Origin of the sequence: Amycolatopsis sp. NPDC051102, from assembly GCF_040682815.1 — a bacterium.
GTDB lineage: Bacteria > Actinomycetota > Actinomycetes > Mycobacteriales > Pseudonocardiaceae > Amycolatopsis.
Window position 1 is genome coordinate 111419 of the sequence record NZ_JBFBBT010000013.1, and the last position, 22695, is coordinate 134113.

Annotated in this window: 15 protein-coding genes; 7 read left to right on the plus strand and 8 right to left on the minus strand. The window is 72.2% G+C overall.

Annotated features, from left to right (window positions below; translation table 11 throughout):
- Positions 1-16 precede the first annotated feature (16 nt).
- The gene (locus AB0M93_RS31280) at positions 17-841 is read left to right on the plus strand and encodes a DUF72 domain-containing protein (protein WP_364280151.1); all 825 of its coding nucleotides are present in this window, start codon (positions 17-19) and stop codon (positions 839-841) included.
- Positions 842-863: 22 nt separating this feature from the next.
- Here the strand turns inward: AB0M93_RS31280 and AB0M93_RS31285 are convergent, their stop codons facing one another.
- Positions 864-4979: a CHAT domain-containing protein gene (locus tag AB0M93_RS31285; protein WP_364279811.1), complete on the minus strand. Its 4116-nt coding sequence runs from the start codon at positions 4977-4979 to the stop codon at positions 864-866.
- 61 nt (positions 4980-5040) lie between these two features.
- Here AB0M93_RS31285 and AB0M93_RS31290 point away from each other — a divergent pair, with 61 nt between their 5' ends.
- Entirely contained in the window at positions 5041-6237 is a 1197-nt protein-coding gene (locus AB0M93_RS31290) for an SEFIR domain-containing protein (RefSeq protein ID WP_364279814.1), read from the plus strand.
- Positions 6238-6317: 80 nt separating this feature from the next.
- The gene (locus tag AB0M93_RS31295; RefSeq protein WP_364279816.1) at positions 6318-7769 is read left to right on the plus strand and encodes an APC family permease; all 1452 of its coding nucleotides are present in this window, start codon (positions 6318-6320) and stop codon (positions 7767-7769) included.
- Between the two features lie 3 nt (positions 7770-7772).
- On the opposite strand, the gene AB0M93_RS31300 is transcribed toward AB0M93_RS31295, so the two are convergent.
- Positions 7773-8213: a MarR family transcriptional regulator gene (locus AB0M93_RS31300; RefSeq protein ID WP_364279818.1), complete on the minus strand. Its 441-nt coding sequence runs from the start codon at positions 8211-8213 to the stop codon at positions 7773-7775.
- Positions 8214-8274: 61 nt separating this feature from the next.
- Between AB0M93_RS31300 and AB0M93_RS31305 the strand changes: the two genes are divergently transcribed.
- From AB0M93_RS31305 to AB0M93_RS31320, 4 genes are all read left to right on the plus strand, one after another.
- Complete coding sequence (locus AB0M93_RS31305) at positions 8275-8643, plus strand: VOC family protein (protein ID WP_364279821.1); 369 nt, start codon at positions 8275-8277, stop codon at positions 8641-8643.
- A 60-nt stretch (positions 8644-8703) separates the two neighbouring features.
- A complete protein-coding gene (locus tag AB0M93_RS31310) occupies positions 8704-11490 on the plus strand; it encodes a hypothetical protein (protein WP_364279823.1) in 2787 nt (928 codons plus the stop codon).
- Between the two features lie 78 nt (positions 11491-11568).
- Positions 11569-12888, plus strand: a complete 1320-nt coding sequence (locus AB0M93_RS31315; RefSeq protein ID WP_364279826.1) for a hypothetical protein — start codon at positions 11569-11571, stop codon at positions 12886-12888.
- On the plus strand, positions 12885-13349 hold the full coding sequence (locus AB0M93_RS31320) for a hypothetical protein (RefSeq protein ID WP_364279828.1): 465 nt from the start codon (positions 12885-12887) through the stop codon (positions 13347-13349). Before AB0M93_RS31315 ends, AB0M93_RS31320 begins: the two co-directional genes overlap by 4 nt.
- Positions 13350-13440: 91 nt before the next feature.
- Here AB0M93_RS31320 and AB0M93_RS31325 read toward each other — a convergent pair whose 3' ends face one another.
- The 6 genes from AB0M93_RS31325 to AB0M93_RS31350 all read right to left on the minus strand — a co-directional run bounded on the left by AB0M93_RS31325 (position 13441) and on the right by AB0M93_RS31350 (position 22675).
- Positions 13441-14907: an arabinofuranosidase catalytic domain-containing protein gene (locus AB0M93_RS31325; protein ID WP_364279830.1), complete on the minus strand. Its 1467-nt coding sequence runs from the start codon at positions 14905-14907 to the stop codon at positions 13441-13443.
- Between the two features lie 20 nt (positions 14908-14927).
- Positions 14928-17318 (minus strand): ricin-type beta-trefoil lectin domain protein, encoded by a 2391-nt coding sequence (locus tag AB0M93_RS31330; RefSeq protein WP_364279833.1) that lies wholly within the window; start codon positions 17316-17318, stop codon positions 14928-14930.
- Between the two features lie 35 nt (positions 17319-17353).
- A complete protein-coding gene (locus AB0M93_RS31335) occupies positions 17354-18796 on the minus strand; it encodes an arabinofuranosidase catalytic domain-containing protein (protein ID WP_364279835.1) in 1443 nt (480 codons plus the stop codon).
- A 34-nt stretch (positions 18797-18830) separates the two neighbouring features.
- Positions 18831-19859, minus strand: a complete 1029-nt coding sequence (locus AB0M93_RS31340) for a LacI family DNA-binding transcriptional regulator (RefSeq protein ID WP_364279838.1) — start codon at positions 19857-19859, stop codon at positions 18831-18833.
- A 110-nt stretch (positions 19860-19969) separates the two neighbouring features.
- Positions 19970-21343: an RICIN domain-containing protein gene (locus tag AB0M93_RS31345; protein ID WP_364279841.1), complete on the minus strand. Its 1374-nt coding sequence runs from the start codon at positions 21341-21343 to the stop codon at positions 19970-19972.
- A 54-nt stretch (positions 21344-21397) separates the two neighbouring features.
- Positions 21398-22675 carry an RICIN domain-containing protein gene (locus AB0M93_RS31350; protein WP_364279844.1) on the minus strand — a complete coding sequence of 426 codons (1278 nt, stop codon included), beginning with the start codon at positions 22673-22675 and terminating at the stop codon, positions 21398-21400.
- Positions 22676-22695: the final 20 nt, after the last annotated feature.

Consider the following 22695-nt stretch of genomic DNA (forward strand, 5'->3'; position numbering starts at 1 on the left):
GCACGTCGGCTGCGCGATGTGGTCGCACAAGGCGTGGCCCGGGCGGATCCTTCCGCCGTCGCTGCCGGCCAAAGAACGGCTTCGGGCCTATTCGCGCTGGTGCAACGCCGTCGAAGGCAACACGACCTTCTACGCCATTCCGGCCCGGGACACCGTGGCGACCTGGGCGCAGCAGACCGGCGACGACTTCCGGTTCGTCGTCAAGGTGCCCAAGGTCGTCACGCACGAACTGCGGTTGGCCGGGGTCGAGAGCGAAATGCGGGCCTTCTTGGACGCGCTCGAACCCCTCGGTGACCGGGCCGTTCTGTGGACCCAGCTGCCCGGCTCGTTCGGCCCTTCGGACGTCCAGGCCCTCGGCCGGTTCCTGCGGCGGCTGCCCGCCGGGCGGCGGCGGGCCGTGGAGGTGCGGCATCCTGAATTCTTCACCGAGGCCGGTGCGACGGCGAAGCTGGAAGGCGCGCTGGCTGCCGCGGAGGCCGAATGGGTGCCGTTCGACACCACCGTTTTCTTCCGGCAGCCGCCGGTCACCCCGGCCGAGCGGGAGACCTGGGGGATGAAACCGCGGCTGCCGCGGCGGACGCGGGCGCTGACGGATCGGCCGATCGTGCGCTACCTGGGGCGGGACTCGGCCGAGGAGACCGCCGAGGGCTGGCAGCCGTGGACCGCGGTGGTCGCCGGGTGGCTGCGGGAAGGCCGGTCGCCGACGGTTTTCGTGCACACCCCCGGCAACGACGACGCGCCGGCACTCGCCCGACGCTTCCACGACGACGTGCGAGCGCTCGTCCCCGATCTCGACCCGCTGCCCGAGCCGGAGCCCGTCGAGCCCGCGACGCTGTTCTGAGCGATCCCGCCCCGAAGCCCGGTCATGGTCCACTGTGGACGAACGGCGCCCACAGCATCGGCGCCTCGGGCACCAGGGCACGCAGGCGGCGGACGGCCTGGTGCAGGGCCCGCGCCACCTCGTCCGCGGCCGCTGTGCCTTGGCCGAGCAAAGCCGTGTACACGCTCTCCGCGACCTCGACGGCGCGGTCGTCCGCGACCGTCCACAGTGTCGCGATCACGTGCCGGTAGCCCGCCACCTGGAAGGCACCCGCCAGGTGCAGGGCCTCGTCCAGTAGCCGGGTGCCGCCGGTCGAGGTCTCGCACGCCGAGAGGTAGGCGAGGTGGGCTCCGGGGAAGGTGCGGGCGGCGATCTCGGCCACCGTCAGCGGCCGGTCGGCCAGGTGCAGGGCGCTGGTGGTGGGGTCGGTGGGGTGCTGGCTGCCGTGACAGCTCAGGTGGGCCCAGGTGTGACCGGCGAGCGCGGCGAGGACCGCGTCGGCGGTCGCGGCGGGACCGGCCAGATCCTCGCCGTCGGGCAGGTGCCGGCGCACCCGGCGGGCCTCTTCTTCGGCGTTCGGGAGCGCCGGCAGGTCCCCCCGGGCTTCGGCCTGGGCCACCACGAGCGCCCGCACCGGTCCGGCACCGGCGGCCGCGCGGCTCCGGCGCAACGTCCCGATGGTCGGCAGGGTGGACGAAACCACCCGGTCCAGCGCGTCTCCCGCGGCGTGCAGCGGCAGCAACGCCAGCGGCCCGGTCGGGCACCACCACATCCGCGGCAGCTGCCCGTCGGCGGCGTCGAGCGCGAGGGCGTCCAGCACGGGGCCGACGACGTTCTCGTGCAGCCAGCTCAGCGCCTCCGCCAGGGCCCGGTGCGCGGCGCGGACCGTGGCGAAGGCGGGGTTCACGGCCGCGGCCTGCCGGGTCTGCAGCACCCCGTTCACCAGCTCGACCGCCCGGGCCTGTGCGTCACCGGGCAGGTCCACCACGATCGGTTCCCCGCCGGTGACCACGATGGCGGCACACCGGTGGCTGCTGAGGTTGACCAGCGCCACCGGGCCGGCGGCGGCCTCCGCCGCGAGCTCGTCGTAGGGCGCCGCGGCGAGGAAGTTCCGCAGGCCGTCGATCCCGCGGATCCGCTCGAGGACCTCGTCCCACTCTTCGGCGAGGCGACGCCGTGCCGAAGCCGCCCGTTCGCGGTCGAGCACCGTCCGGGTGTCCGCGTCGCGCTGCGGTGCGTCGAGCGCCGAACGCAGCTCGGCGAGCCGGTCCACCAGCTCGGGCGCGGCCTCCCGGGCCGCCGTCAGGTCCGCGCGGGTCTGCGTGAGCTGGCTCCAGGTGATCGACCGGCCCTGCTCGAGCAGTTCGACCGCCCGGCGTGGGTCGCCGGCGCGCAGCGCCCACGCGCAGGCTTCGCTCGCCAGGCCGGCCCAACGCCACAGCTGTCCTTCGCGCGCCGCGGTGTCCAGGCCGCGCCAGGCCAGGACCGGCAGCAGCGACACCGCGGCCGCGAACCCGTCGGCCGCCTCGGACACGTTCTCGTCGGCCGCCGCGGCGTCGCCCCACGCCCAGGCGGCCGCCAGCCGCACCTCGGCCGGCCCGGTCGCGCTGCGGGCCGCCTGCCGCCACTCGTCCGGTACCCCCGCGGCCGGCTCGGCCGTGCGGCGGGCGTGCCCCGCGACGAGCAGGTAGCCCGCGTGGTCGGGGTCCGCCGCCGGAGTCACGCGGACGGCTTCACCGGTCACGGCCACCGCACGCGCCAGGTCACCGGGACCGGCGCGGGCGACCAGGGCGTTGCCCAGGTTCGCCAGGTGCCGGCCGAGGTCGGCGTGGTCGGCCGGAGTGGCTTCGACGGCCGCTTCGGCGGCCGCGATCGCGGCTTCGAGCCGATCGGGCGCGGAATCGTGCTCGAAGGCGCTCATCAGCACCGCGGAGAAGTTCGAGAGGAACTGTGCGCGTTCGACGTCGGACGCCGCATGGGCGACCGCGCGCTCGGCGGCCACCAGCGCCGCCGCGAGATCGTCCGGGTCGCCGGCCAGGTCGAACCGGGCGCGCAGGGTGTTGCCCAGGTTGCTCAGGTACCCGCCGAGCGCCGTGTGCCCGGGCGGGAGGGCCGCCGCGGCCGCCCGTGAGACCTCGACGGCGTCGTCGAGATCTTCGGCGCTGTGCGTGCGGCGGTGCCGGGACCGCAGCGAAGTGCCGAGATTGGTCAGGTAGGCGGGCCGGTCCTGGTGCTCGGCGGGCACGTCGTCGACCGCGCGCCGGGCCAGCGCCACCGCCTCGTCGACGTCGGCGAGCCTGCCGAGGCGGTCGAACCGGCGGCTCAGGATCAGACCCAGGTTGTTGAGCAGGCCGGGGTGGTCGGCGTGCGCTTCGGAGATCTGGGTGAGGGCTTCGCGAGAACGCGCCACCGCTTCGTCGAGGTCGGCGGTGCTGCCGGTGCGTTCGGAACGGGCGGCCAGCGCGGAGGCGAGGTTCACCAGGTACCCCGACCGGCCCGGCCGCCCGTCCGGCAGGGACGCCACGGCTTCCTCGCCCGCGGACACGGCCTCGTCGAAGTCGGCCGGGTCTTCGGTCGCCGCGGCGCGGATGCGCAGCGTGTAGGCGAGGTTCGACAGCAACCGGCCGCGATCGGGGTGGTCCGCGGCGGCCGCGCGGCGGGCCAGCCGCACCGCCGTGTCGAGGTCCCGGCGATCCCCGCGGTTGACGTACCGCGTCACCAGCGCCGACGCGAGGTCGGAGTCCCAGGTCGCGCGGTCGAAGTGGTCCGGCGCCCCGGTCGCGTGCGCTTCTTCGCCCGCGGCGACGGCGGCGTCCAGGTCGGCGGGGTTCCCCGTCCGCTCGAACCGGCTGGTCAGCGCGATCGCGTGGGTGAGCAGCACCGACGCCCGGTGCGGCCCGCTCGCCGCCTCCACCGCCTGGCCGGAGGCCGCGACCGCCGCGTCGAGATCCTCGACGCCGCCCGTGCGCGCGGCACGGGTGCGCAGCAACGCGGCGAGGTTCGTCAGCAGCGCCGCTCGGTCGCTGTATCCGGGCGGGGCGGTTTCCACGGCTTCGCGGGCGGCATCGACACCTGCGGTGAGGTCGTCGAGGGAGCCGGTCAGCAGGTACCGCTCGCGCAGCGCGGTCCCGAGGTTGCTCAGGTAGCCGAGCCGGGCCGGCCGGCTCGGCGGCGTGTCGCGGACGGCGGTCGTGTTGGCCTCGACCGTGACGTCCAGGTCGGCGGGATCGCGGAAGCGTTCGTAGCGGACGAAGCAGCAGTTGGCGAGCGCGCTGAGGTGCGACGGCCGTTCGGGGTCGCCGGGTGCGGAGGCCGCCACGCACCGCTCGGCCAGGGTGACGGCCTCGTCGATGTCGGTGCGGTCGTGCCGGTGCTGGAAGCGGGTTTGCAGCGCCAGAGCGGCACCCGCGAGGTGCGAGAGAGCGTCTGGGTGCTCCGGTGGCAGCAGTTCGGCTGCGCGGCGAGCGGCGTCCACGGCCGCATCGAGGTCCTCGCGGTCACCATCGCGCTCGAACCGGGTTCGCAGGACGGCGGCGAGGTTGCCGGCGGCCGCGGCACGCGACTCGGGGGACCCGCCCGGGTGTGCGACCGCCCGGAGGCCGAAGCCGATGGCCGCGTCCAGATCCGCGGGGTCGCCGGCGATGCCGAAGCGGGCCAGGTGCGCACCCGCGGCGTTGGCGAGGAACGACCCGGTCTGCGGCGCCTCCGGGGGCGCCGCGGCGACCGCCATGGCGAACATGCCCAGTGCGACGTCGAGCACTTCGGGATCGCCGCTTGTTTCGTAGATCTCGTAGAAGCCCGCGCCGCTGCTGTTGTACGCGGAACCGGGCACGTGGCCGGGCCGCGCGAGCTGTTCCCGCAGCGGTCCGGGCACCAGCTCGGGGTCGGCGTCCAGCAGCGAGGTGAACAGCTCGAGCGCGTACGCCTGGTCCTGCAGGTCGGCGCCCTCCGGCAGGGCGAGATAGCGGCACCAGTGGAACCGGGCCAGCACGAACGCCGCAGCGGTGGTCAGCTCGCCGGCGTCGACCTGCGCCCAGACGCGCGCGAGCAGGTCCGCGGCCGGGTCGTCGAGGACGAGGCCGGCGTCCTGGTCCCGGCCGTAGGCCATCACCCGCCGGTCGAGCTCGGTGAGCATCGCCTCGAGTGCGGGATCGCCCACGTCGTCCTCCGATGATCGGGCCGCGTAGCCGTTATCCTCGCACCTCGAGAGGAGGCACGGCGTGCTCGCAGAACCCGCGGGACCGGTCGGGCTCGTGCTCGTCCGCGGCGCTCCCCGGCACCTCTCGCACGCCCCGGCCGCCATCGAGATCGGCGCGGTGCGGCTGGGCGGCTGGCAGGTCCACCGGGTGGTCCCCGCTCCCGCGGGCTTCCCGGGGTACGCGGCCCACCTGGTGCAGATCAACTTCGACCTGTGGCTGGCTCCGGACGTCCCCGTGCCGCCGTGGCTGGAAGTCGGCTTCGCCTTCGAGGGCGGCGAAACGCATCGCCCGGTCGTGGTCGACGCGGTACCGCGCGCCGCCGGTGGTCCCCAGCCGGAGACCGGCTTCACGGTGGACCGGCACCTTTCCTTCGTCGCGACGCCTTCGCCGGCCGGCCACGACGTGCACCTTCCCGGAATTTCCGCGCCGGTGCGGGTTTTCGGCCGGGGCAGCGGCGAGATCCGCTGGCGCCTCGGCGATCCCGAGCCCGGCTCGTACACGGCGTGGATCACCGTTCTCACCGCCGCGGACGCCACCGAGGTCGCCGTCACCGCGTCCGCCCGGTACGACCTCCCGCCCGCGGTCACCTTCGGCGACGCCCCGGCGACCGTGCCCCGGACGTTCCGCCTCGATCTGGCGGCCCGCGCGGCGGACGTCGCCGCCTCCCCGGCGACGCCGCCGCGGGCGGCCGGGCCGGGCGACCCGCCGCGGGTTTTCCTTTCCTACGCCCACGAAGACAGCGCGCACATCGCCAAAGTCGTCGCGCTGGCGGAGTTCCTGGTGTCCTGCGGCCTGGACGTGCACATGGACCGCTGGGACCTGGAAATCGCCCGGGACTGGTACGTCTGGGCCCTCCGCCAGCTCAAGGCGGCGGACTACGTCCTCGTCATCGCTTCCCCGGCGTGCCGGGCCGTCGGCGACGGCGAAACGGACGACACCCGCAACCGGGGACTCCAGTCGGAGATGTCGGTGCTGCGCGAACTCGTCCACACCGAACGGAGCCGCAGCACCCGGCGGATCCTCCGGGTCGTCCTGCCCGGCCGGAGCCCGGACGAGATCCCCCTGTTCCTGCAACCGCACACCGTCGACCACTTCCGGGTCGACAGCTTCAGCGTCGAGGGTGCCGAGGATCTGGTGCGCGTGCTGACCGGGCAGCCGCCATACCCGAGGCCGGCGGGACCCGCGGACGTCATCGCCCTGCCGCCGCGGCCGAGCTGACGGCGGAGCGCACGCTGAGGGACAAGGATCGCGCGCGCAGACACAAGCTCCGCCGAGCCGTCCGTCCCATACTTCCGGCCATGAGCCGAACCAGTTCCGCGCCGGGCCGGACCGCGCTGGCCGAGAACGTTCTCGGGGTGCCCGGCATCGTTTTCCTGGTGCTGGCCGCCGTGGCGCCGCTGACCGGCATGGTCGTGATCGCCGCCATCGGGATCGCCGTCGGCAACGGCGGCGGAATGGTGGCCGCGTTCGTCGTGGCGACCGTCGTGCTGCTGCTGTTCGCCGTCGGGTACGCGCAGATGTCGAAAGTCCTCACCAGTGCGGGCGGCTTCTACGCGTTCGTGGTCAAGGGCCTCGGCAAGACCATGGGGCTCGTCGCCGGGTTCGTCGCGATGCTCGGCTACAACTGCTTCGTCGCCGGCGCCATCGGGACGAGCGGGTTCTTCACCGGCACCGTGCTGAAGGACGTCTTCGGGCTGGACGTCGACTGGGTCGTCTGGAGCGCCGTCTCCGTCGTGCTGGTCTTCCTGCTGAGCCGGCGGGGCATCGACGTCAGCGCGAAGGTGCTGGGCGTTTCGCTCGTGCTCGAGGTGTCGATCCTGCTGGTGATGGACTTCAGCGTGCTGTTCCGGCACGGTCTCTCGTTCGACGTCTTCCACCCGTCCGTGCTGTTCCAGGGCGCCGGTGGGCTCGCGTTGCTGTTCGCCGCCAACGCCTTCATCGGGTTCGAGGCGACCGCCCTGTTCGGGGAGGAAGCGAAGAACCCGAAGCGGACGATCCCGCGGGCGACCTACATCGCCATCGGGTTCATCGGGGTGTTCGCCGCCTTCACCACCTGGGCCGTGGTCACCGCGATCGGGGTGGCGCAGGCCCAGGACGTCGCCGCCGCGCACCTGTCCGCCGGAGACCTGGTGTTCTCCGTTTCGCGGGACTACCTCGGCGGCGCGCTGACCGAGGTGATGATGCTGCTGCTCGTGGTCAGCCTGTTCGCCGCCCTGCTGGCCCTGCACAACTCGGCCACCCGCTACCTCTACGCCCTCGGGCGCGTCGGCGTCCTGCCGCGGCTGCTGGGCCGGACCCGCGCCCGCAACGGCGCACCCCAGGACGCCGCGATCGCGCAGCTGGCCTTCGGCTCGGCGGTGGCACTGGTGTTCCGGCTCGCCGGCCTCGACCCGGTCGCCGACCTGACGGCCAGCATGACCGGCTTCGGCACCCTCGGCATCCTCACCCTGCAGCTGCTCGCGGCGCTGGCGATCCTGGTCCACTTCCGCCGCACCCGCGACCCGCGGCTCGTGCGGACGCTGATCGCCCCCGGTCTCGGCGCGGCGGGCCTCGGGCTCATCGTCACGCTGGCGATCCTCAACTTCCCGACGTTGGCCGGTTCCAGCAACGGCGTCGTCCCGCAGCTGCCCTGGCTGCTCCTGGTCGTCGCGCTGGCGGGGCTGGCCGTCGCGGTGTGGCTGCGCCGGCGCCGCCCGGCCGTCTACCACGCGCTGGACACCGATCTCGAGGACGCGCGGGCGCAGTTGTGAGCACTAGCCGTCGCGCAGGGAACGGATCATGCTGCGCAGGCTCCGGAACGCGGTGGCCTGCTCGGCCTCGGTCATCCCGGCCAGCATCCTGACCTCGACCGACCGGACCGCCGCGCTCGCCTTCTCCAGGCTCCGCCGTCCGCGCGGGGTGAGGCGCGTGGGCAGGGCCTTGCCCACGGGTGCCTCCGCGGGCCTGGTCACGTAGCCGTCCCGCTCCAGGGCCTGGAGCAGCACGTTCATCGTCTGCCGGGTGACGAACGCGCCCCGCGCGAGCTCGGAGTTCGACAAGCCCGGCCGTTGGGCCAGGAGTTCCAGGCAGGAGTAGTGCGTCACGCTCATGCCGAGCGGCCGCAGCACCTCCTCCATCGCGACGCGCAGGGCGCTCGACGCCTCCTTCAGCAGGTAGCCCAGTGACGTCTGCAGGTCGACACCGTCTTGACTCATGTCAGCATTCTGACATACAGTTCGCGTGTCAGAAACCTGACACGAACGAAGGAGCACCACCATGCCCGTCACCGGCCCCGACTTCATCTCGCTCCAAGCGCGCGACCTCGCCGCTTCGCAGGCGTTCTACGAGCAGTACCTCGGTCTCGTCCGCTCGCCGGCCGGGCCGCCGCACGCCATCGTCTTCGAGACGAAGCCGATCACGTTCGCCCTCCGCGACGTCGTTCCCGGCACCGATCTCGCCTCCGTCGCCCAGCCCGGCATCGGGGCCGCGATCTGGCTCCACGCCACCGACGTCCAGGCCATCCACGACGCCTTGGCCGCCGACGGCCACCCGATCGTCTCCGCCCCGGTCGACGGCCCCTTCGGGCGGACGTTCACCTTCGCCGACCCCGACGGCTACCGGATCACGCTGCACGACCGCAGCTGACCATCTTTTGTCGGTAGATTTGCGGAACCGGTTTCACCGCAAATGTGCCACTCTGATCCGATGGGGAGAACGGGACCACTCGGCTTTCTCGGCGCCGACGTGCTGGTCAAGGTGATCGGGGCCTTGTGCCTGCGGCCGCGGTTCGGGGACCGGCCGCGAAAACTCGACGAACAATGCCACTGGACCGATTACCAGGACGAACGGTCCGAACGGCGCGGGCTGCCCATGGTGTGCCTCGTCCGGCCCGCCGAAAGCGCGGACGTGATCGCCGCTGTCGCGGAACGGCTCCGGAACGCCAAGCCGCAGGGCAGCATCCGGTACGCGCGGCCCGGGCTCGCCGGGCACGAAGGACGGGATGAGGCCGGGCCCGCGACCGCCAACTCGGTCAGGGTGGTCCGGGACGTGCTGCGCGAAGCCCGGAAGGAACTCGGGGAGAGCGCGTCGGCGCACACCAGCCGGCTGCCGTTCCCGCTGTTCGACCTCGTCTACTGGCTCATGCTGCAGGACTACGACGGCCGGGACGATCCCGACGGGGTGCTGCGGCGGGCCATCCGGCGGATCAGCCTCGCCGAGCGGTTCAGCTCGTCCGCCGAGGACGCCGTCAAGCAGCTGCCGGAGAACCAGGGCATCTGGAAGGTCTTCTCGCTGCTCGTGCGCGGGTTGACCCTGCTGACCTTCCGGATCGCCGTCACCGGGCGGGTGCCGGTGCTGTCCGGGCGGTACCGGTGGTTCCTGCGGCAGCCACACCTCGCGCCGGAGATGTCGGGCAGCTTCGTCCGGTTCGCGCGGCGGCTCACCGAAGGGCAGTGGCAGGAGGAAGCCCCCGAATACGTCTGCCGGCTGCTGCTCAACGCCTTCCTCGAAGACCTGCGGCGGGCCTACCGGCTGCGGCCGTGGCGGGTGTGGCGGCGGCGCCGGATGACCTACCCCGTCCTGCTGCTGGACGAGGTGAGCGTCGGCAACGGCGGGTACCGGCTGCTGGAGCTGATCAACTCCGTCCGCAACCAGGTCGGGCGGTTCGACCCGCTGCTCGTGGTCAGCGCCAGCCCCGCGCCGCCGCCGGACGCGAAGCCGACCGCGCACCGCCCGCAGTTCCAGGCCGGGCAGGCGCGGGCGGCCTACGTCGCCTGGCAGAACCAGCTCGAACGCGACCGGCGGGAGCGGCGGCCGACCGCCTGGTACCTGCCGATCGGCGTCCGGCCGCCCGCGGACGAAGACGAGCCGAAGGTCCGGCAGATGCTGCAGACCCTCGGCAGCGACTACCGGTTCCGCCGGCAGGTCCGGCCACCGTGGTGGGCCAGCCGGTGGACGCGGATCGGCGTGCCGGTCGTGGTCGTCGCGCTGGTCGCCGGGTTCGTCGTCTACCGCTCGCACGACACCTACGCCGAGCACTGCCGCTCCGGCAATCCCTGGCTGACCTGGACGGGCGGCGAGTGCGTCGGCACCACGGACGGCGCCCAGGACGTCTTCCAGCCGTCGGACGCGACGATCCGGCAGGTCGAAGCGGTCGTGCTGGACCAGAACCACCGGGCGGAGGAGCTGCACCGGGCCCACCCGGAACGGCCGTACATCACCCTCGTCGCGCTGGAGGCGCTGACGTCGTCGAACAACCTCGCGGAGGGGCTGACCAGCGAGCGCGAATCGCTGGAGGGCCTCGCGGTCGCGCAGCTGCGGCAGCTGAACGCGCCGGGCTCGGCCGACCCGATCGTCCGGCTGCTCATCGCCAACGGCGGGCGCAACATGCGCGAAGGCGTCCGGGTGGCGAACCAGCTGCGGCTGCAGGCCGAACAGGACCAGAGCATCGTCGGGATCGTCGGGCTGGACCTGAGCAGCGAGCCGACCCAGCGGACGATCGCCGCGCTGACCAACGCCGGGCTGCCGATGGTCGCCTCGACGCTGTCCGCGGACCCGCTGGCCGACCTGAACCCGATGTACTTTCAGGTGACCCCGCAGAACCGGCGGGAGGCGGCGGTGGCGGCGGGGTTCGCCGAGCAGCTGCCGGGCCCGCGCGCGGTCCGCGTCTACTACTCCGACGACGACGCCGACGTGTACAGCACCAACCTGCGCGACGACGTCCTGAAGTCGTTCCGGGACAGGCACTTCCAGGCCGACGCGCGGGCGTTCACCCCGGACGGCGGCCTCGGCGGGCCGGCTTCGCACGTGCGCTACGGCGAGACGTTGCTGGGCAACGCCGGCGCGGCGGGCCGGGACACGTGTTCGTTCGACGGTCTCGTGTTCTTCGCCGGCCGGGGCGTCCCCGACTTCGGCCAGTTCCTCAGCAGCGCCGCGCAGTGCGGCAGCCGGGCGACCGTGATCGGCGACGACGACGTCACGCGGTTCGTCGCCGACCAGGGCGAACGCCAGCGCAACCGGGCGCTGCCCTACTACTACCTGTCGTTCGCCACCTCGCCGATCACCGAGCCGAGCGGCACGGCCCTCGACTTCTACACGACGCTGGAGCAGACGCTGTTCCCGTTCGAGCGGACACCGGAGGGCCGCTCGTACGACGGCCACGCGGCACTGGCCTACGACGCCGCGCAGGTGATGATCGTGGCGGCGGCGTACCTGCGCGAGACGGCGGCCGAGATCCCGGTGACCCCGGGCGCGATCTGGCGCGAGATCACCGCCATCCACACGTCACGCCCGGGCACGAAGCAGGTCAACAAGTACCTCGAAGGCGTCACGGGCACGATCGACTACGGCGGCGACATCGGCCGCAACGTGCCGCAGAACAAGCCGGTCGCGGTGATGGGCGTGTCCGGCGGCGAAGTCGACAAGTCGGTGCACGGCTTCTGCGGCGCGGCCGACGGTCCCACGTCCGACACCTGGTGCCCGCCCGACCCGTGAGTGCGTGCCGCGGCCGCGCCCGGGTATGTATCATTCCGGTATGTCTGAGAGAATCGAGACCGTACTCGGCCGGTGAGCGTGTCCAGCGAGCGCAGTGCGCTCGACCGCCCGGTTTCCTTGTTCGAGCATGCACGGCGGCTGCACCGGCTCACCCCGGATGACCCGTTGCCCGACGGTGGGCGTCCGTTCCCTGGTGGCGGCGGCGACCGGCTCCATGTGCCCTACGAAGAGCGAAAGCTGGCCCTGACAGCTGCTCTGCGCGATTTCTTTGTCGTCCCGTCGTTGCCGGCCCAGGATCTGCACGGCGTGTGCGCTCGCCTGCCGATCAACCCCGGCGATGCGGCCTGGGTCGGAGAGGTGGTGCCGGAGCCGTCCCCGCAGCTGCTGGAGGTCGCCCGGTGGCTGGTGGGCAACGGCACGGACTGGCGGGCAGTCCTGGTCGGATTGAGCCTGCTGGTCGGCCACGCCGAACAGCGTGACGTCCCCCTGATGAAGGTCATCGGGCGGTTGCGCTTCGCGGACCACCTTTCCCTGGAAGCACTCACGAAGATCCCCGGCGCGGAGCAGGACGTGATCTGGCTGGCCGAGCGATCACGGCACCATGTCCGAATCCGCGCCGTGGAGTCACTGGCCGGCAACCGGGATCCGGTCATCCGCGACTGGGTGCGGTCCACACCACGGGAACTGCTGTCCAGCGACCTCGCGCGGACGATCACCGAAGCGCACGGGCTGGCGGAGATGCTCGGCAGGCACCCTGTCGACGATGCGTTGTGGGATCAAGCGGGGAGCCTCCTGCTCGCGATGACCAGCCCCCGCAACTACCAGTCCGAGATCAGCCGCTACCCCGACGCGCTGGACGCCTACCGACACTGGGTTGCCCTCGCCGGCCGGCGGCCGCCCACCCTCGGACGGGCCGCGCTGCTGGCCATGGTCGCCGAGGACCTGCGCACCGGCCCGGCCGCCCCGGTGGCCGGCGAGTCACGTGGCCGCCTCCTCGACCGAATCAGCAGCGTGCTGTCCTCTCGCCCGTGGCTGGAAGAACTCCGCCGCAACGCGCGGTCCGGTGATCCGGTCGAGGCCAGGCGGGCAGCGTGGGTCATCGCGCAGAGCGCCAAGGGCGGTGTGCCGGAGGGGCGGTTCGTCATCCAGGTCGTGGTGCCCGATCCGCAACCGATCGGCTTCCCCGTGGCCGAGGCGAGGATCGTGATCGACGGGATGCCGGTGGTCGCGAACGCCTTCGACATGGGGCCCGCCGAGAGCCCGGAACAACTCGTCCACAGCGGGCGGCTACGCGCAACGAGCGATCCTCAGGAGGTCAGGCTCGCTGAGGCGTACTGCACCGAGGGCTGCTGCGGGGGGGGCTGTACGTCACGATCACGCGCGAAGGGCCGGAGGTGATCTGGAAGGACTGGCGCTCCTCGATGCCAGGCGACCTTCCGCAAGAGACCCGATTCGACGCGGCCGAGTACGACCGGGAGATCACCCGGGCCGAGCAGGACCACGACTGGGAATGGCCGGCCCGGACTGTGGCCCGGCTCGTCGCCGAGCAGTTCCGCGCGGACCCGGCGATCCTGGGCCGGTGGAACTGCCGTCCCGGCTGGTGCACCGCATGGCTGAAGGACTTCGACACCGCACGCCTGACGTTCGGCTACCCGGCCCGGAAGACTTCGGCCGACGAACCATCGGTGCAGTTCGGCCTCCTCGTCGACGTTCGCGACCGGGACCCGGTGGCCACGGCCGCGGAGGTCGTCGAGTCCATCCGCAACATCGACCCGAAGACCACTGCGGAGATCATCGGCGGCAGCAAGAACGGAGCCGAGAAGCTCGGGCTCGCCTACCGGAAACCGAGCCGCTGGTGACACGTCGGGAGGGCGGGCCTCGAACGTGTCGAGGCCCGCCCGGGTGCGGATCGGCGTGTCACCGAACCGGCCGACGTTCATGGACAGAGTGCTAGCCGAACGTCCATTGCTGGTTGCTGCCGCCGTTGCAGGTCCACAGCTCCACCGGGGCGCCGTCGGCGGTGGAGGCGCCTGTCACGTCCAGGCACAGTCCTGATTGGACGCCGGTCACCGTGCCGTTCGAGTTGACCGTCCACTGCTGGTTGGCCTGGCCGTTGCAGGGCCACGTCACCGCCTTGGTGCCCGCGCTCGTGCCCTGGCCCGATGCGTCCAGGCACAGCGTCGCGCCGCCGAGGGTGGCCGTCAGCCTGCCGTCCGCCGTGCGGGTCCAGGTCTGGCCCGCCTGGCTCGCGCAGCCCGCGATCTGCAGCTGCGTGCCCTGGGTCGAGTTCGGGGCCGACAGGCACTTGCCCGCGCCGACCGCGTGCACCGGGCCGGTGCCGGTGTTGCTGCCGCCGGTTCCGTAGCCCGCCGCGACGATGTTGGCTTGGACCGCGCTTTCCGTGGCGTCGGAGGGGTAGCCGGACGTCATCACGCCTTCGTAGAACGTGCCCGCCGATCCGATGCTGTTGTCGCCGCCCGTGCCGAGGATGATCGCACCCTCCTTGCGCATCGGGTTGTAGCCCGAGACGTTGGGGCGGACGCCGTTGTAGAAAGTGGACACGTCGCCGGACTGGGCGTTGCCGCCGCGGATGGCCCAGTGGTTGGACTCGCCCTTGATGATCGCCGTCAGGTAGCGGTGGCTGATGCTCGGGTCGTTGGCGTTGTAGTGCTGGTTGACGCCGGAGAACAGGCCGTTCTCCAGGTCGGCCATGATCCACGGGCCGTTCCCGGCGCCGTAGCCCCAGACCTTGATGTTGCCGAAGTAGATGGCTTCCATGGTGCCGTTGCCGTTGTCACGGCTGTTGCGCTCGGCGTTGCCGTAGTCGAAGCAGCAGCCGCCGTTGTAGTGCGTGCCGTCGAAGATCGCGTACATGCCCTCCGGCTGGTCACCCGTCGCGACGCCGTTGGTGTTGTTGTTGCGGTAGCCGGTACCGGGCGCCACGTAGACGCCGTAGGCCTTCTGGCCGCCGACCGTCGTCGGCGCCGCGGCCGCGTTCGCGAGGTTGTCGTACCCGCCCGCCGCCGGCCCCTGGAAGCCGCCCGGTGGCGCCTGGGTGAGGTGGTTGTTCCGGCCCGACTGGTCGTAGATGACCGTGATCAGGCAGGTCGTCCCGGCGCAGAAGGAATCCTGGGCCGCCGCGTTCGCGACGCCGCCCGCGCTCAGCACGCCGATGTCCTGCGTCTTGCTGTCCGAGGCGCGCCGCACCTGGTAGAGCGAGCCGCTGTAGGCGCCGTACAGCGCCCGGGTCGTCGAATGCGCGGCGACGCAGGACGTGCCGCCTGCCGCGTAGATGTCGCACGGCCCCTGGGTGGCCGCCTGGGCGCTCGTGGCCGGTCCGGTCACCGCGCCCGCGGCGAGGGCCAGCGCGGCCCCCGCGGTCGGCAGCCATCTTCTCCTTCGTGGTCTTACCATCATCGCCGGAACTCCCTCCGTCGTCAGCTCCGCGCCCACTTCTGGGCGGCGCCACCGGTACAGGTCTGCAGGGTCACCGGGGTGCTGTTTGCCGTGCCGTTCCCGCTCGGGGTGAGGCACAGCCCCGACTGGACGCCGGTGATCGTCCCGTCGGCGGCGGCGGTCCACTGCTGGTTGGTGCCGCCCGTGCAGTCCCAGATGATCGCCCGGGTGCCGGCTGTGGTGCCGGCGCTCTCGGCGTCGAGGCACTTGCTGCCGTACACCTGCAGCTGCTTCCCCGACGTCAGCGTCCACTGCTGGTTGCTGCCGCCGTTGCAGTCCCAGAGCGCCACCTGCGTGCCGTTGGTCTGGGACACGTTCGGGACGTCGAGGCAGCGGCCGGCGGCGGTGTTGCGCAGCACCGACGTCGACCCGCCGCCCGAGCCCGCGACCACGAGGTTGTCGAACTGCGCGGTCTCCCCCTGTGCCGTGCCGATCCCGACCTGGCCGGCCGGGAAGGTGCCGTCGGTGACCGTGCCGAGCGCGGTGCCGTCGACGGAAGCGGTGATGGTGCCGCCGGAGAAGCCCAGGGACAGCTTGTGCCAGCTGCCGGTGCCGAGCGCGGTCGTCGTGCCGGTGCGCAGCGTCGTGTTCTGCTGGCTGGTGTTGTTGCGCCGCAGTGACCAGGCACCGGTGTCACTCACCCGCAGGTAGTACGCGTTCAGCGCGCCCTGGTTGCCGGTGTCCTGGTTGCCGGCGTGGCCGAGCAGCTCGACGTACCCGGACTTCTCGAGCAGCACGTCCGTGCTGAGCGTGTAGTTGCTCCAGGCCACGTTGCCCAGCAACGCGTACGGGTCGGTCGTCTTCTTCCACGGGATCGCCTTCTGCGTGGACGCCTGGCGCACGCACACCCCCGCGCGGCCGGCGCCGCACGACGCCGTCTCGAACGCGCCCTCCATGTCCATCAGGTACTTGGCTTCCTTGCCTTTCGCGTACCCGTCGAAGTCGTCGCTGTAGGGCAGGTTCAGCGAGCCCTGCGGCGGGCTGGTCGCGGTGCCCTTGCCCTGCCCGGTGGTCGTCGTGACGGTGTACAGGTAGCCGGGCTGGACGGTCAGCGAGAACGCCCCGCCGGACGGCGTGACGTCGGTGCTGTGCACGAAGTGGTCGCCCGCGTTGTTCGAGTTCAGGTTGGTCGCCCACACGTGCACCTGGCCGGTCGACAAGCCGCCGGTGGTGGTGAAGTTCAGCGTCTGGGCCGAGGTGGCGTCCATCGTCTCGATGACCGTGCTGTGGTCGCTGTTGTTCGGCGACTTCAGCGTGACGTAGCTGCCGTTGGCGCGGTTGCCGCCGAGGTAGCCGCTGGAGGCGTCGAGGTACTTCCAGCCCGGCGCGGTGAACTGGGTGGTGTGCGCCAGCGCCCACGTGTCCTTGCCGACCGCGTAGTAGCCCGACCACGGCTGGTTCGCGAGGATCAGGCCGACGGTCGGCCACGGGATGTTCGGGGTGACGGCGGCGATCAGGTCCCAGTTGAGGTAGGCGGTCATCTTGCCGTCGAGGTAGACGCGGTTGATGCCGCGGGCCAGCGGCTTGGCGCCGTCGTTGTAGTCCTGGGAACCGTTTTCGCTGGACCACAGCGTCTTGCCGGTGGCGGTGACGTTCGAGGGCACACTGCACGACGTCTGCGCACTGAGGTAGCCGCAGGTGTAGTGGGCGCTCAGGACGTCGGTCGCGTTGCGGTAGGCCGTGTTCGTGGAGATCGCGCTCGCCGGCCCCCAGTCCCCCGGCCACGAGTCGCCGGAGATGACCTTGACGGCGCTGTACCCGTTGGCGTTGAGGGCATTGCGCATGGTGACCGTCCAGTCGGCACTCCACTGCTTTTCGTTCTGGACGGTCGTGAGGTAGTCGATGGTCAGCCCGTGCTGCTTCGCGCAGCCCAGCCACGACAGGTAGTAGTCGACGAGGTCGTTCGAGAAGAAGGTGCCGTTGCCGATCCAGCCCGGCGCACCCCACGGCAGGCCGACCAGCTTGATACCCGGGTTGCGGGCCTTGGCCTGCTCCATCAGCCACCACTCGTACCCGCGGTTGCAGTCGAGGTCGCCGCGGAAGTGCGCGTGGCTGGGTTCGGCGCCGCTGGTGGAGTTCGTGTCGCCGCCCATCTCCACCTTGAGGATCTGCAGGGCGGCGCCGTACCCCGGTTTGAACAGGTAGTCGAGGATCTGGCCGCGCTGCGGCTCCGGGTAGTCGATCAGCAGGCGGCTGTTGCCGCCACCGCCGCTGACCGCGCCGACGCCGTCGAAGGTACGGCCGGCCGAGCCACCGTCGAGCGTGATGGCAGTGGCGGCCTGGGCCGGCGCGGCGGCGGCTACGACGCCGGCGGCGAGGACGACCGCGGCGACCGCGGCCGTGCGAAGCCGCCGGAGCAGGGTTCCGGGCATGCGAGCTCTCTCTTCCGACGGAGGGGATCAGGGGGTCAGCGGTAGCCGGCCGCGACGATGTTCGCCTGCACGGCGCTTTCGGTCGCGTCCGAGGGGTAGCCGGCGACCATGGCGCCTTCGTAGAACGTTCCCGCGCTCAGGTTCGCCCCGCCGCCGGGCTTGCAGCAGTCACCGCCGCTGCCCAGCACGATCGCGCCCTGCTTCTTCATCGGGCTGTACCCGCCGGGGAGCCCGCCGTCCCACATGGTCGTGAGGCTGCCCGACTGGGCGTTGCTGCCCTTGAGCGCGAACCGGGACGTGCCGTTGTTCTTCAGCATCGCCGTGACGAACTTGCTCGGCAGCGCCCGCTGGTTCGGGTTCCACGACTGGCTGCCGCCCGGGTACAGGCCCCACTCGAGGTCGGCCTGCACCCACGGGCCGCCGCCGCTGCAGCCGCCGAACCAGCACTCCGTGCCGAAGTTGATCGCGTCCATCGCGCCGGCCGCGTCGGCCTTGCGCGTCGTTTCGCTGTTGCCGTAGTCGAAGCAGCAGCCGCTGTTGACGTGCGTCCCGCTGGTCACCATGTACATGCCTTCGGGGGCACTGCCGGTGGGCACGCCGGTGAGGTGGCCGTCGCGCCAGTAGCTGTTGCCGGGGTTGATGTACAGCGAATACGCCTTCGAGCCCCCGACCGTCAGCGACTCCGACGTCGCCTTCGCCGGGCTGCTCTGGCTGGACCCCGGGACGACGCTCGAGCCCTGGTACCACAGGTCGTTCCCGCGGCCGGACTGGTCGTAGACCACCGTGACGACGCAGGTGCTGCCCGCGCAGAAGGAATCCTGCGCGGCGGCGTCGGCGTTGCCGCCCGCCGCCAGGACACCGATGTTCCGGGTCGTGTTGTCCGACGAACGCCGGACCTGGTACAGGTTGCCCGCGTAGGTCCCGTACAGCGCGCGGACGGTGCTGTGCGCGGCGACGCACGGCGTTCCGCCCGAGGCGTAGATGTCGCACGGCGCGGTGCCCGACGGCGGTGGCGGGGTCGTCCCGCCGGTCCACTGCTGGTTGGCCCCGCCGTGGCAGGTCCACAGGATGACCGCGGTGCCGTTGGCCGTGCCGGCGCCGTTGACGTCCAGGCACAGTCCCGACTGGACACCGGTGATCGTCCCGTCCGCGTTCTGCCGCCACTGCTGGTTCGCCCCGCCCGTGCAGGACCAGCTGATCACGGCCGTGCCGGGGGCGGTCCGGTTGCCGTAGGCGTCCACGCACCGGGAGCTGTTCATCGTCCGCAGTTCGCCGGTCGCGGTGAACTCGAACGCCTGCCCGGCCTGATTGCCGCAGTCCTGGATCTCCAGCACCGCCCCCGTTGTGTCGGTGTTGCCCCGGACGGTCAGGCACCGCCCCGACGCCGAACTCACCAGGGCCGCCGGGGCGGCCGAAGCCGGCGTCACGCCGGCCAGCGCCGTCACCAGCATCGCGGCCAGCAGCACGAACACGCGCACGGGTCCTCCTCGCTTGGCGTCCACAAGGGACGATTCAGGCCGATTCACGCAGCACCAGCCGGGTGTCGAGCACCGTGCGCTGCCGCGGGGCGGCGCCGGCGATCATGGCCAGCAGCTCGCCCGTCATCCGGGCACCCATCTCCTCCACCGGCTGGCGCACGGTGGTCAGCGGCGGATCCGTCCGCCGGCTGATCGGCAGGTCGTCGAAGCCGATGACGGCGACGTCGCCCGGCACGTCCCGGCCGGCCCGGCGCAGCGCGCGCATCGCCCCGACGGCCATCATGTCCGAGGCGGCGAAGATGGCGTCGACGTCCGGACGGCGGTCGAGCAGCCGGGCCGTGGCGTGCTCGCCGGACGCCTGCCCGAAGTCGCCGAACACCACGAGCCCGAGGTCGTGCCGTCCGCCGCACACCATCGCCTGCCGGTAGCCGTTGAGCCGGTCCACGCCCGCGGTCATGTCCTGCGGCCCGGCGATGGTCGCGACGGTCCGGCGGCCCGCGTCGAGCAGGTGCTGGGTTGCCAGCCGCGCCCCGCCCTGGTTGTCGACGTCGACGTACGACAGCCGGCCGGACTCCGCCTGCCGGACCGGGCGGCCGCCGAACACCACCGGGATGTCGACCCAGTCGAGGTCGAGCGGGCGGCGGCCGTGCATGCCGACGACGAGTGCCCCGTCGACGTGGCCGCCGTCGAGGTAGCGCAGCACCGGCGCCTGGTAGTTCTCCGTCGCCGGCACGGTGAGCAGCACCAGCTGCATCCCGACCGCCGACAGCTCGCGGTCGGCCCCGGCCGCGATCCGCGGGAAGTAGGGGTCGGTGAACAACCGCAGGGCTTCTTCGCACACCACGAGCGCGATCGACCCGGTCTGCGGTGGAGGGGCCGCCCGCGCCGCGCGTTGCCGGGCGTAGCCCAGCGCCAGCATCGCGGACTCGACCTGTTTGCGCCGCTCCGGGCTCACCCGCGGAAAACCGTTGAGCACGCGGGACGCGGTGGCGGTCGACACTCCCGCCGCCCGGGCCACGTCGGCCAGGGTGGGGCGGAGGTCGGATGACTCGGCAGCGGACACGGTGGCACCTCCCAAGACGACTCTGTCCGTGGGCACGTTCCAGGATATCCCTTCGCAGCAAGGGAAAGGAGTGTCCGCCGGGACATTCCCGGCGGACACCCGGTGCGGGCTCAGGCCCGCTGGAGCAGGAACCGCTGGTTGGGGTTGCCGGTGAACGTCCACTGGGAGATCCGCGCGCCGTCGGCGGTCGAGACTCCCCACACGTCCAGTGCCAAGCCACTCAACCGGTTAACCAAGCTCACCGCGCCGCCGCCCTGGTCGACCACCCGCCACTGCTCGGCGGTCGAGTTGGTGTCGGCCTGCTGGCTGACGTCCGCGCCGCTGTCGGCGTTCGCGGCCTGCAGCACGAGTCCGCTGTGGCGGGCCCGGACGCGGTAGTAGCCGTCACCGGAATCCACGAAGTCGAACTGCTGGCTGAGGCCGCCGTTGGCCGACTCCTGTTCGATGAGCGCCCCGGCCGCCGTCGACGCGCCGGTGATCCCGACGAGCTTGCTGCTGTGCTGGGCCACCAGCTTGTAGTTGACGCCGGTCTGGACCGGCGGTCCCGGCGGCTGGGTGTTCGAGTCGAACTGCGTGATGAACTTCCACACCTCGCCCGAGGTCCAGGTCTGCCAGCCGTCGCAGGTGCAGCCGTCCCGCGGGCCGGGGTCGTGGCCCGCGCCGTCGAAGGCGGCCCAGACCACCGGGTATCCGGCGCGGCAGCCGGAGTACGCGGTCACGATGTGGGTCAGGCTGCCGTTGGCCGGTTCCGGCGGGTTCTGCGGGGTGCAGCCGTTGTTGCGGACGAACTGGTCGCGCAGCGCGCGGCCGGACGCGATCGGCAGGACGTTGTCGCGGAGGCCGTGCAGCCCGATGTAGGCGACGGGCTGGGTGCCGCCGCTGCACCCGCTGAGGTTCGCCCCGGAGTACACGGCGACCGCGCGGAACACCGTCGGCCGGGCGCAGGCGAGGGCGTAGCTCATGGCGGCGCCGTAGCTGAACCCGCCGGCGAAGACCTGGGACGTGTCGACGCACAGGGCCGACTCGAGCTGGCGCAGCAGGTCGTCGATGAAGGTGACGTCCTGGCCGCCGGGGTTGGCCCAGCCGTTGCCGTTGCCCTGGGGCGCCACGAAGATCGTGCCGTTGCCCGCGTTGTCGGCCAGCCGCCGGAGCCCGTAGTAGGACCAGTTGTAGCCGTCGGTCCCGCCCGAGTCGACGTCGTTGGCCGTCCCGCCGCGCCAGTGCAGGCCGACGAAGAGCCGGTAGTTGTGGTTGTTGTCGTAGTTGTTCGGCACCCGCAGGATGTAGCTGCGGTTCTGGCCGCCGCTGGAGATGGTGTGGCTGCCGCTCGTCAGCCCGGGCGCCTTCCCGCAGCCCGCGGTGCCCGCGGCCGCGGCCGACGGCGTCGCCGCCGCGGGGGCGGCGGCCTGCGCGGGAGCTTGGCCGGCCAGCGCGAGCAGGGCTCCCGCCGCGAAGGCCGCGAACAGGGCCTTATACCTCACCATCACGTGGCTCCCTCTGCTCTTCGAACATCTTTGTTCTCCAGGGGTTGGGGTGAATCAGGTGCGGTTCCACTGCTGGTTGGCCCCGTGGTTGCAGGTCCACAGGATCACCTTGGTGCCGTTGGCGGTCCCGGCGCCGGAGGCGTCGAGACACAGTCCGGTTTGGACGTTCGTGAGCGTGCCGCCGGTGCCGGCGGTCCACTGCTGCGCCGGTCCGGTGCCGCAGTCGCCGATGACCGCCCGCGCGCCCGGCGCCGTGCCGTCGGCGGTCAGGCACTTGCTGCCGTAGACGGTCAGCTGCTTGCCGTCGGTCGTCGTCCACTGCTGGTTGGCGCCGCCGTTGCAGTCCCACAGCGCCACCTGCGTGCCGGTGGCCTGGGACAGGCCCGGGACGTCCAGGCACCGGCCGGCCGCGGCGTTGACCAGCCGGGACGCCGGCGGCGGCGGGGTCGTCCCGCCGGGCGGCCCGAGCGGGCAGCTCGCCTGGTACTTCGAGATGCCGCCGGTGTTCGACAGCGACGGGCACAGGAACGCCGAGTAGCGCGTGTCGGCGTCGACGAACACCTTGAGCCAGACCGTCATCACCCGGGCGAAGGCGCCCGAGTTCCCGCCGCCGCCCCCGGCCGCGAAGCCGTGGCCCTCACCGGCGATCTCGGCGTAGGCGCGCTGGGTGGTGGCCGGGATGGTGGCGTACGCGCTCGCCAGGTAGGCCGGGGTGACCGTGGTGTCGGCCTGGCCGCCGAACAGGATCGTGGGGACCTTGGTGCCGGTCAGGATCCCGTCGGGGACGTACGGCGCCATGCCGACGGCGGTCAGCAGCGACGGCCGCCGCGACGCCGCGACGAGGGCGCCCCCGCCGCCCATCGAGTGGCCGCCGACGGCGAGCCGGGTCCGGTCGACGCGGTCGCGCACCGGGCTGCTCGTCACCAGCCAGTCCAGCGCGGCGAGCAGCTGGTCGGCGCGGGCGTCGGCGTAGTCGCTGAGGCTGTTGGTCTCGATGCCCACCACGACGAACCCGAAGGAGGCCAGCCGCGGGCCGAGCCACCCGTACCACCGCCACTCGGTCCCGTAGCCGGGCGCGATGGCGATGGCGCCGAACGTCCCCTGGCTGGTGTCCGTCGGGTAGTACACGATCCCGCCGCCGAGCCCGTTGCCCTTGGGGATGGTCGTCTGCGCGGTGGCGAACGTGCCGTGGTCGGCGGCGATGCTCGCCGGCGTCGGGTCCGGGCCGCGCTGGTACGGGTTAGCCTCCGCCGACGCCACCGGACCGGCCACCAGCCCCAGCACGACCCCGAGCACGGCGAGGACCACGGTGCTGCGGAAACGTCGCCACATCTCGATGTCCTTCCTCGTGC

Bases quoted from the DNA above. Each gene is read 5' to 3' on its own strand.
- AB0M93_RS31280 (WP_364280151.1), top strand. From the start codon at position 17: ATGTGGTCGCACAAGGCGTGGCCCGGGCGGATCCTTCCGCCGTCGCTG.
- AB0M93_RS31350 (WP_364279844.1), bottom strand. From the start codon at position 22,675: ATGTGGCGACGTTTCCGCAGCACCGTGGTCCTCGCCGTGCTCGGGGTC.
- AB0M93_RS31310 (WP_364279823.1), top strand. From the start codon at position 8,704: ATGGGGAGAACGGGACCACTCGGCTTTCTCGGCGCCGACGTGCTGGTC.
- AB0M93_RS31345 (WP_364279841.1), bottom strand. From the start codon at position 21,343: ATGGTGAGGTATAAGGCCCTGTTCGCGGCCTTCGCGGCGGGAGCCCTG.
- AB0M93_RS31330 (WP_364279833.1), bottom strand. From the start codon at position 17,318: ATGCCCGGAACCCTGCTCCGGCGGCTTCGCACGGCCGCGGTCGCCGCG.
- AB0M93_RS31300 (WP_364279818.1), bottom strand. From the start codon at position 8,213: ATGAGTCAAGACGGTGTCGACCTGCAGACGTCACTGGGCTACCTGCTG.
- AB0M93_RS31305 (WP_364279821.1), top strand. From the start codon at position 8,275: ATGCCCGTCACCGGCCCCGACTTCATCTCGCTCCAAGCGCGCGACCTC.
- AB0M93_RS31325 (WP_364279830.1), bottom strand. From the start codon at position 14,907: ATGATGGTAAGACCACGAAGGAGAAGATGGCTGCCGACCGCGGGGGCC.
- AB0M93_RS31295 (WP_364279816.1), top strand. From the start codon at position 6,318: ATGAGCCGAACCAGTTCCGCGCCGGGCCGGACCGCGCTGGCCGAGAAC.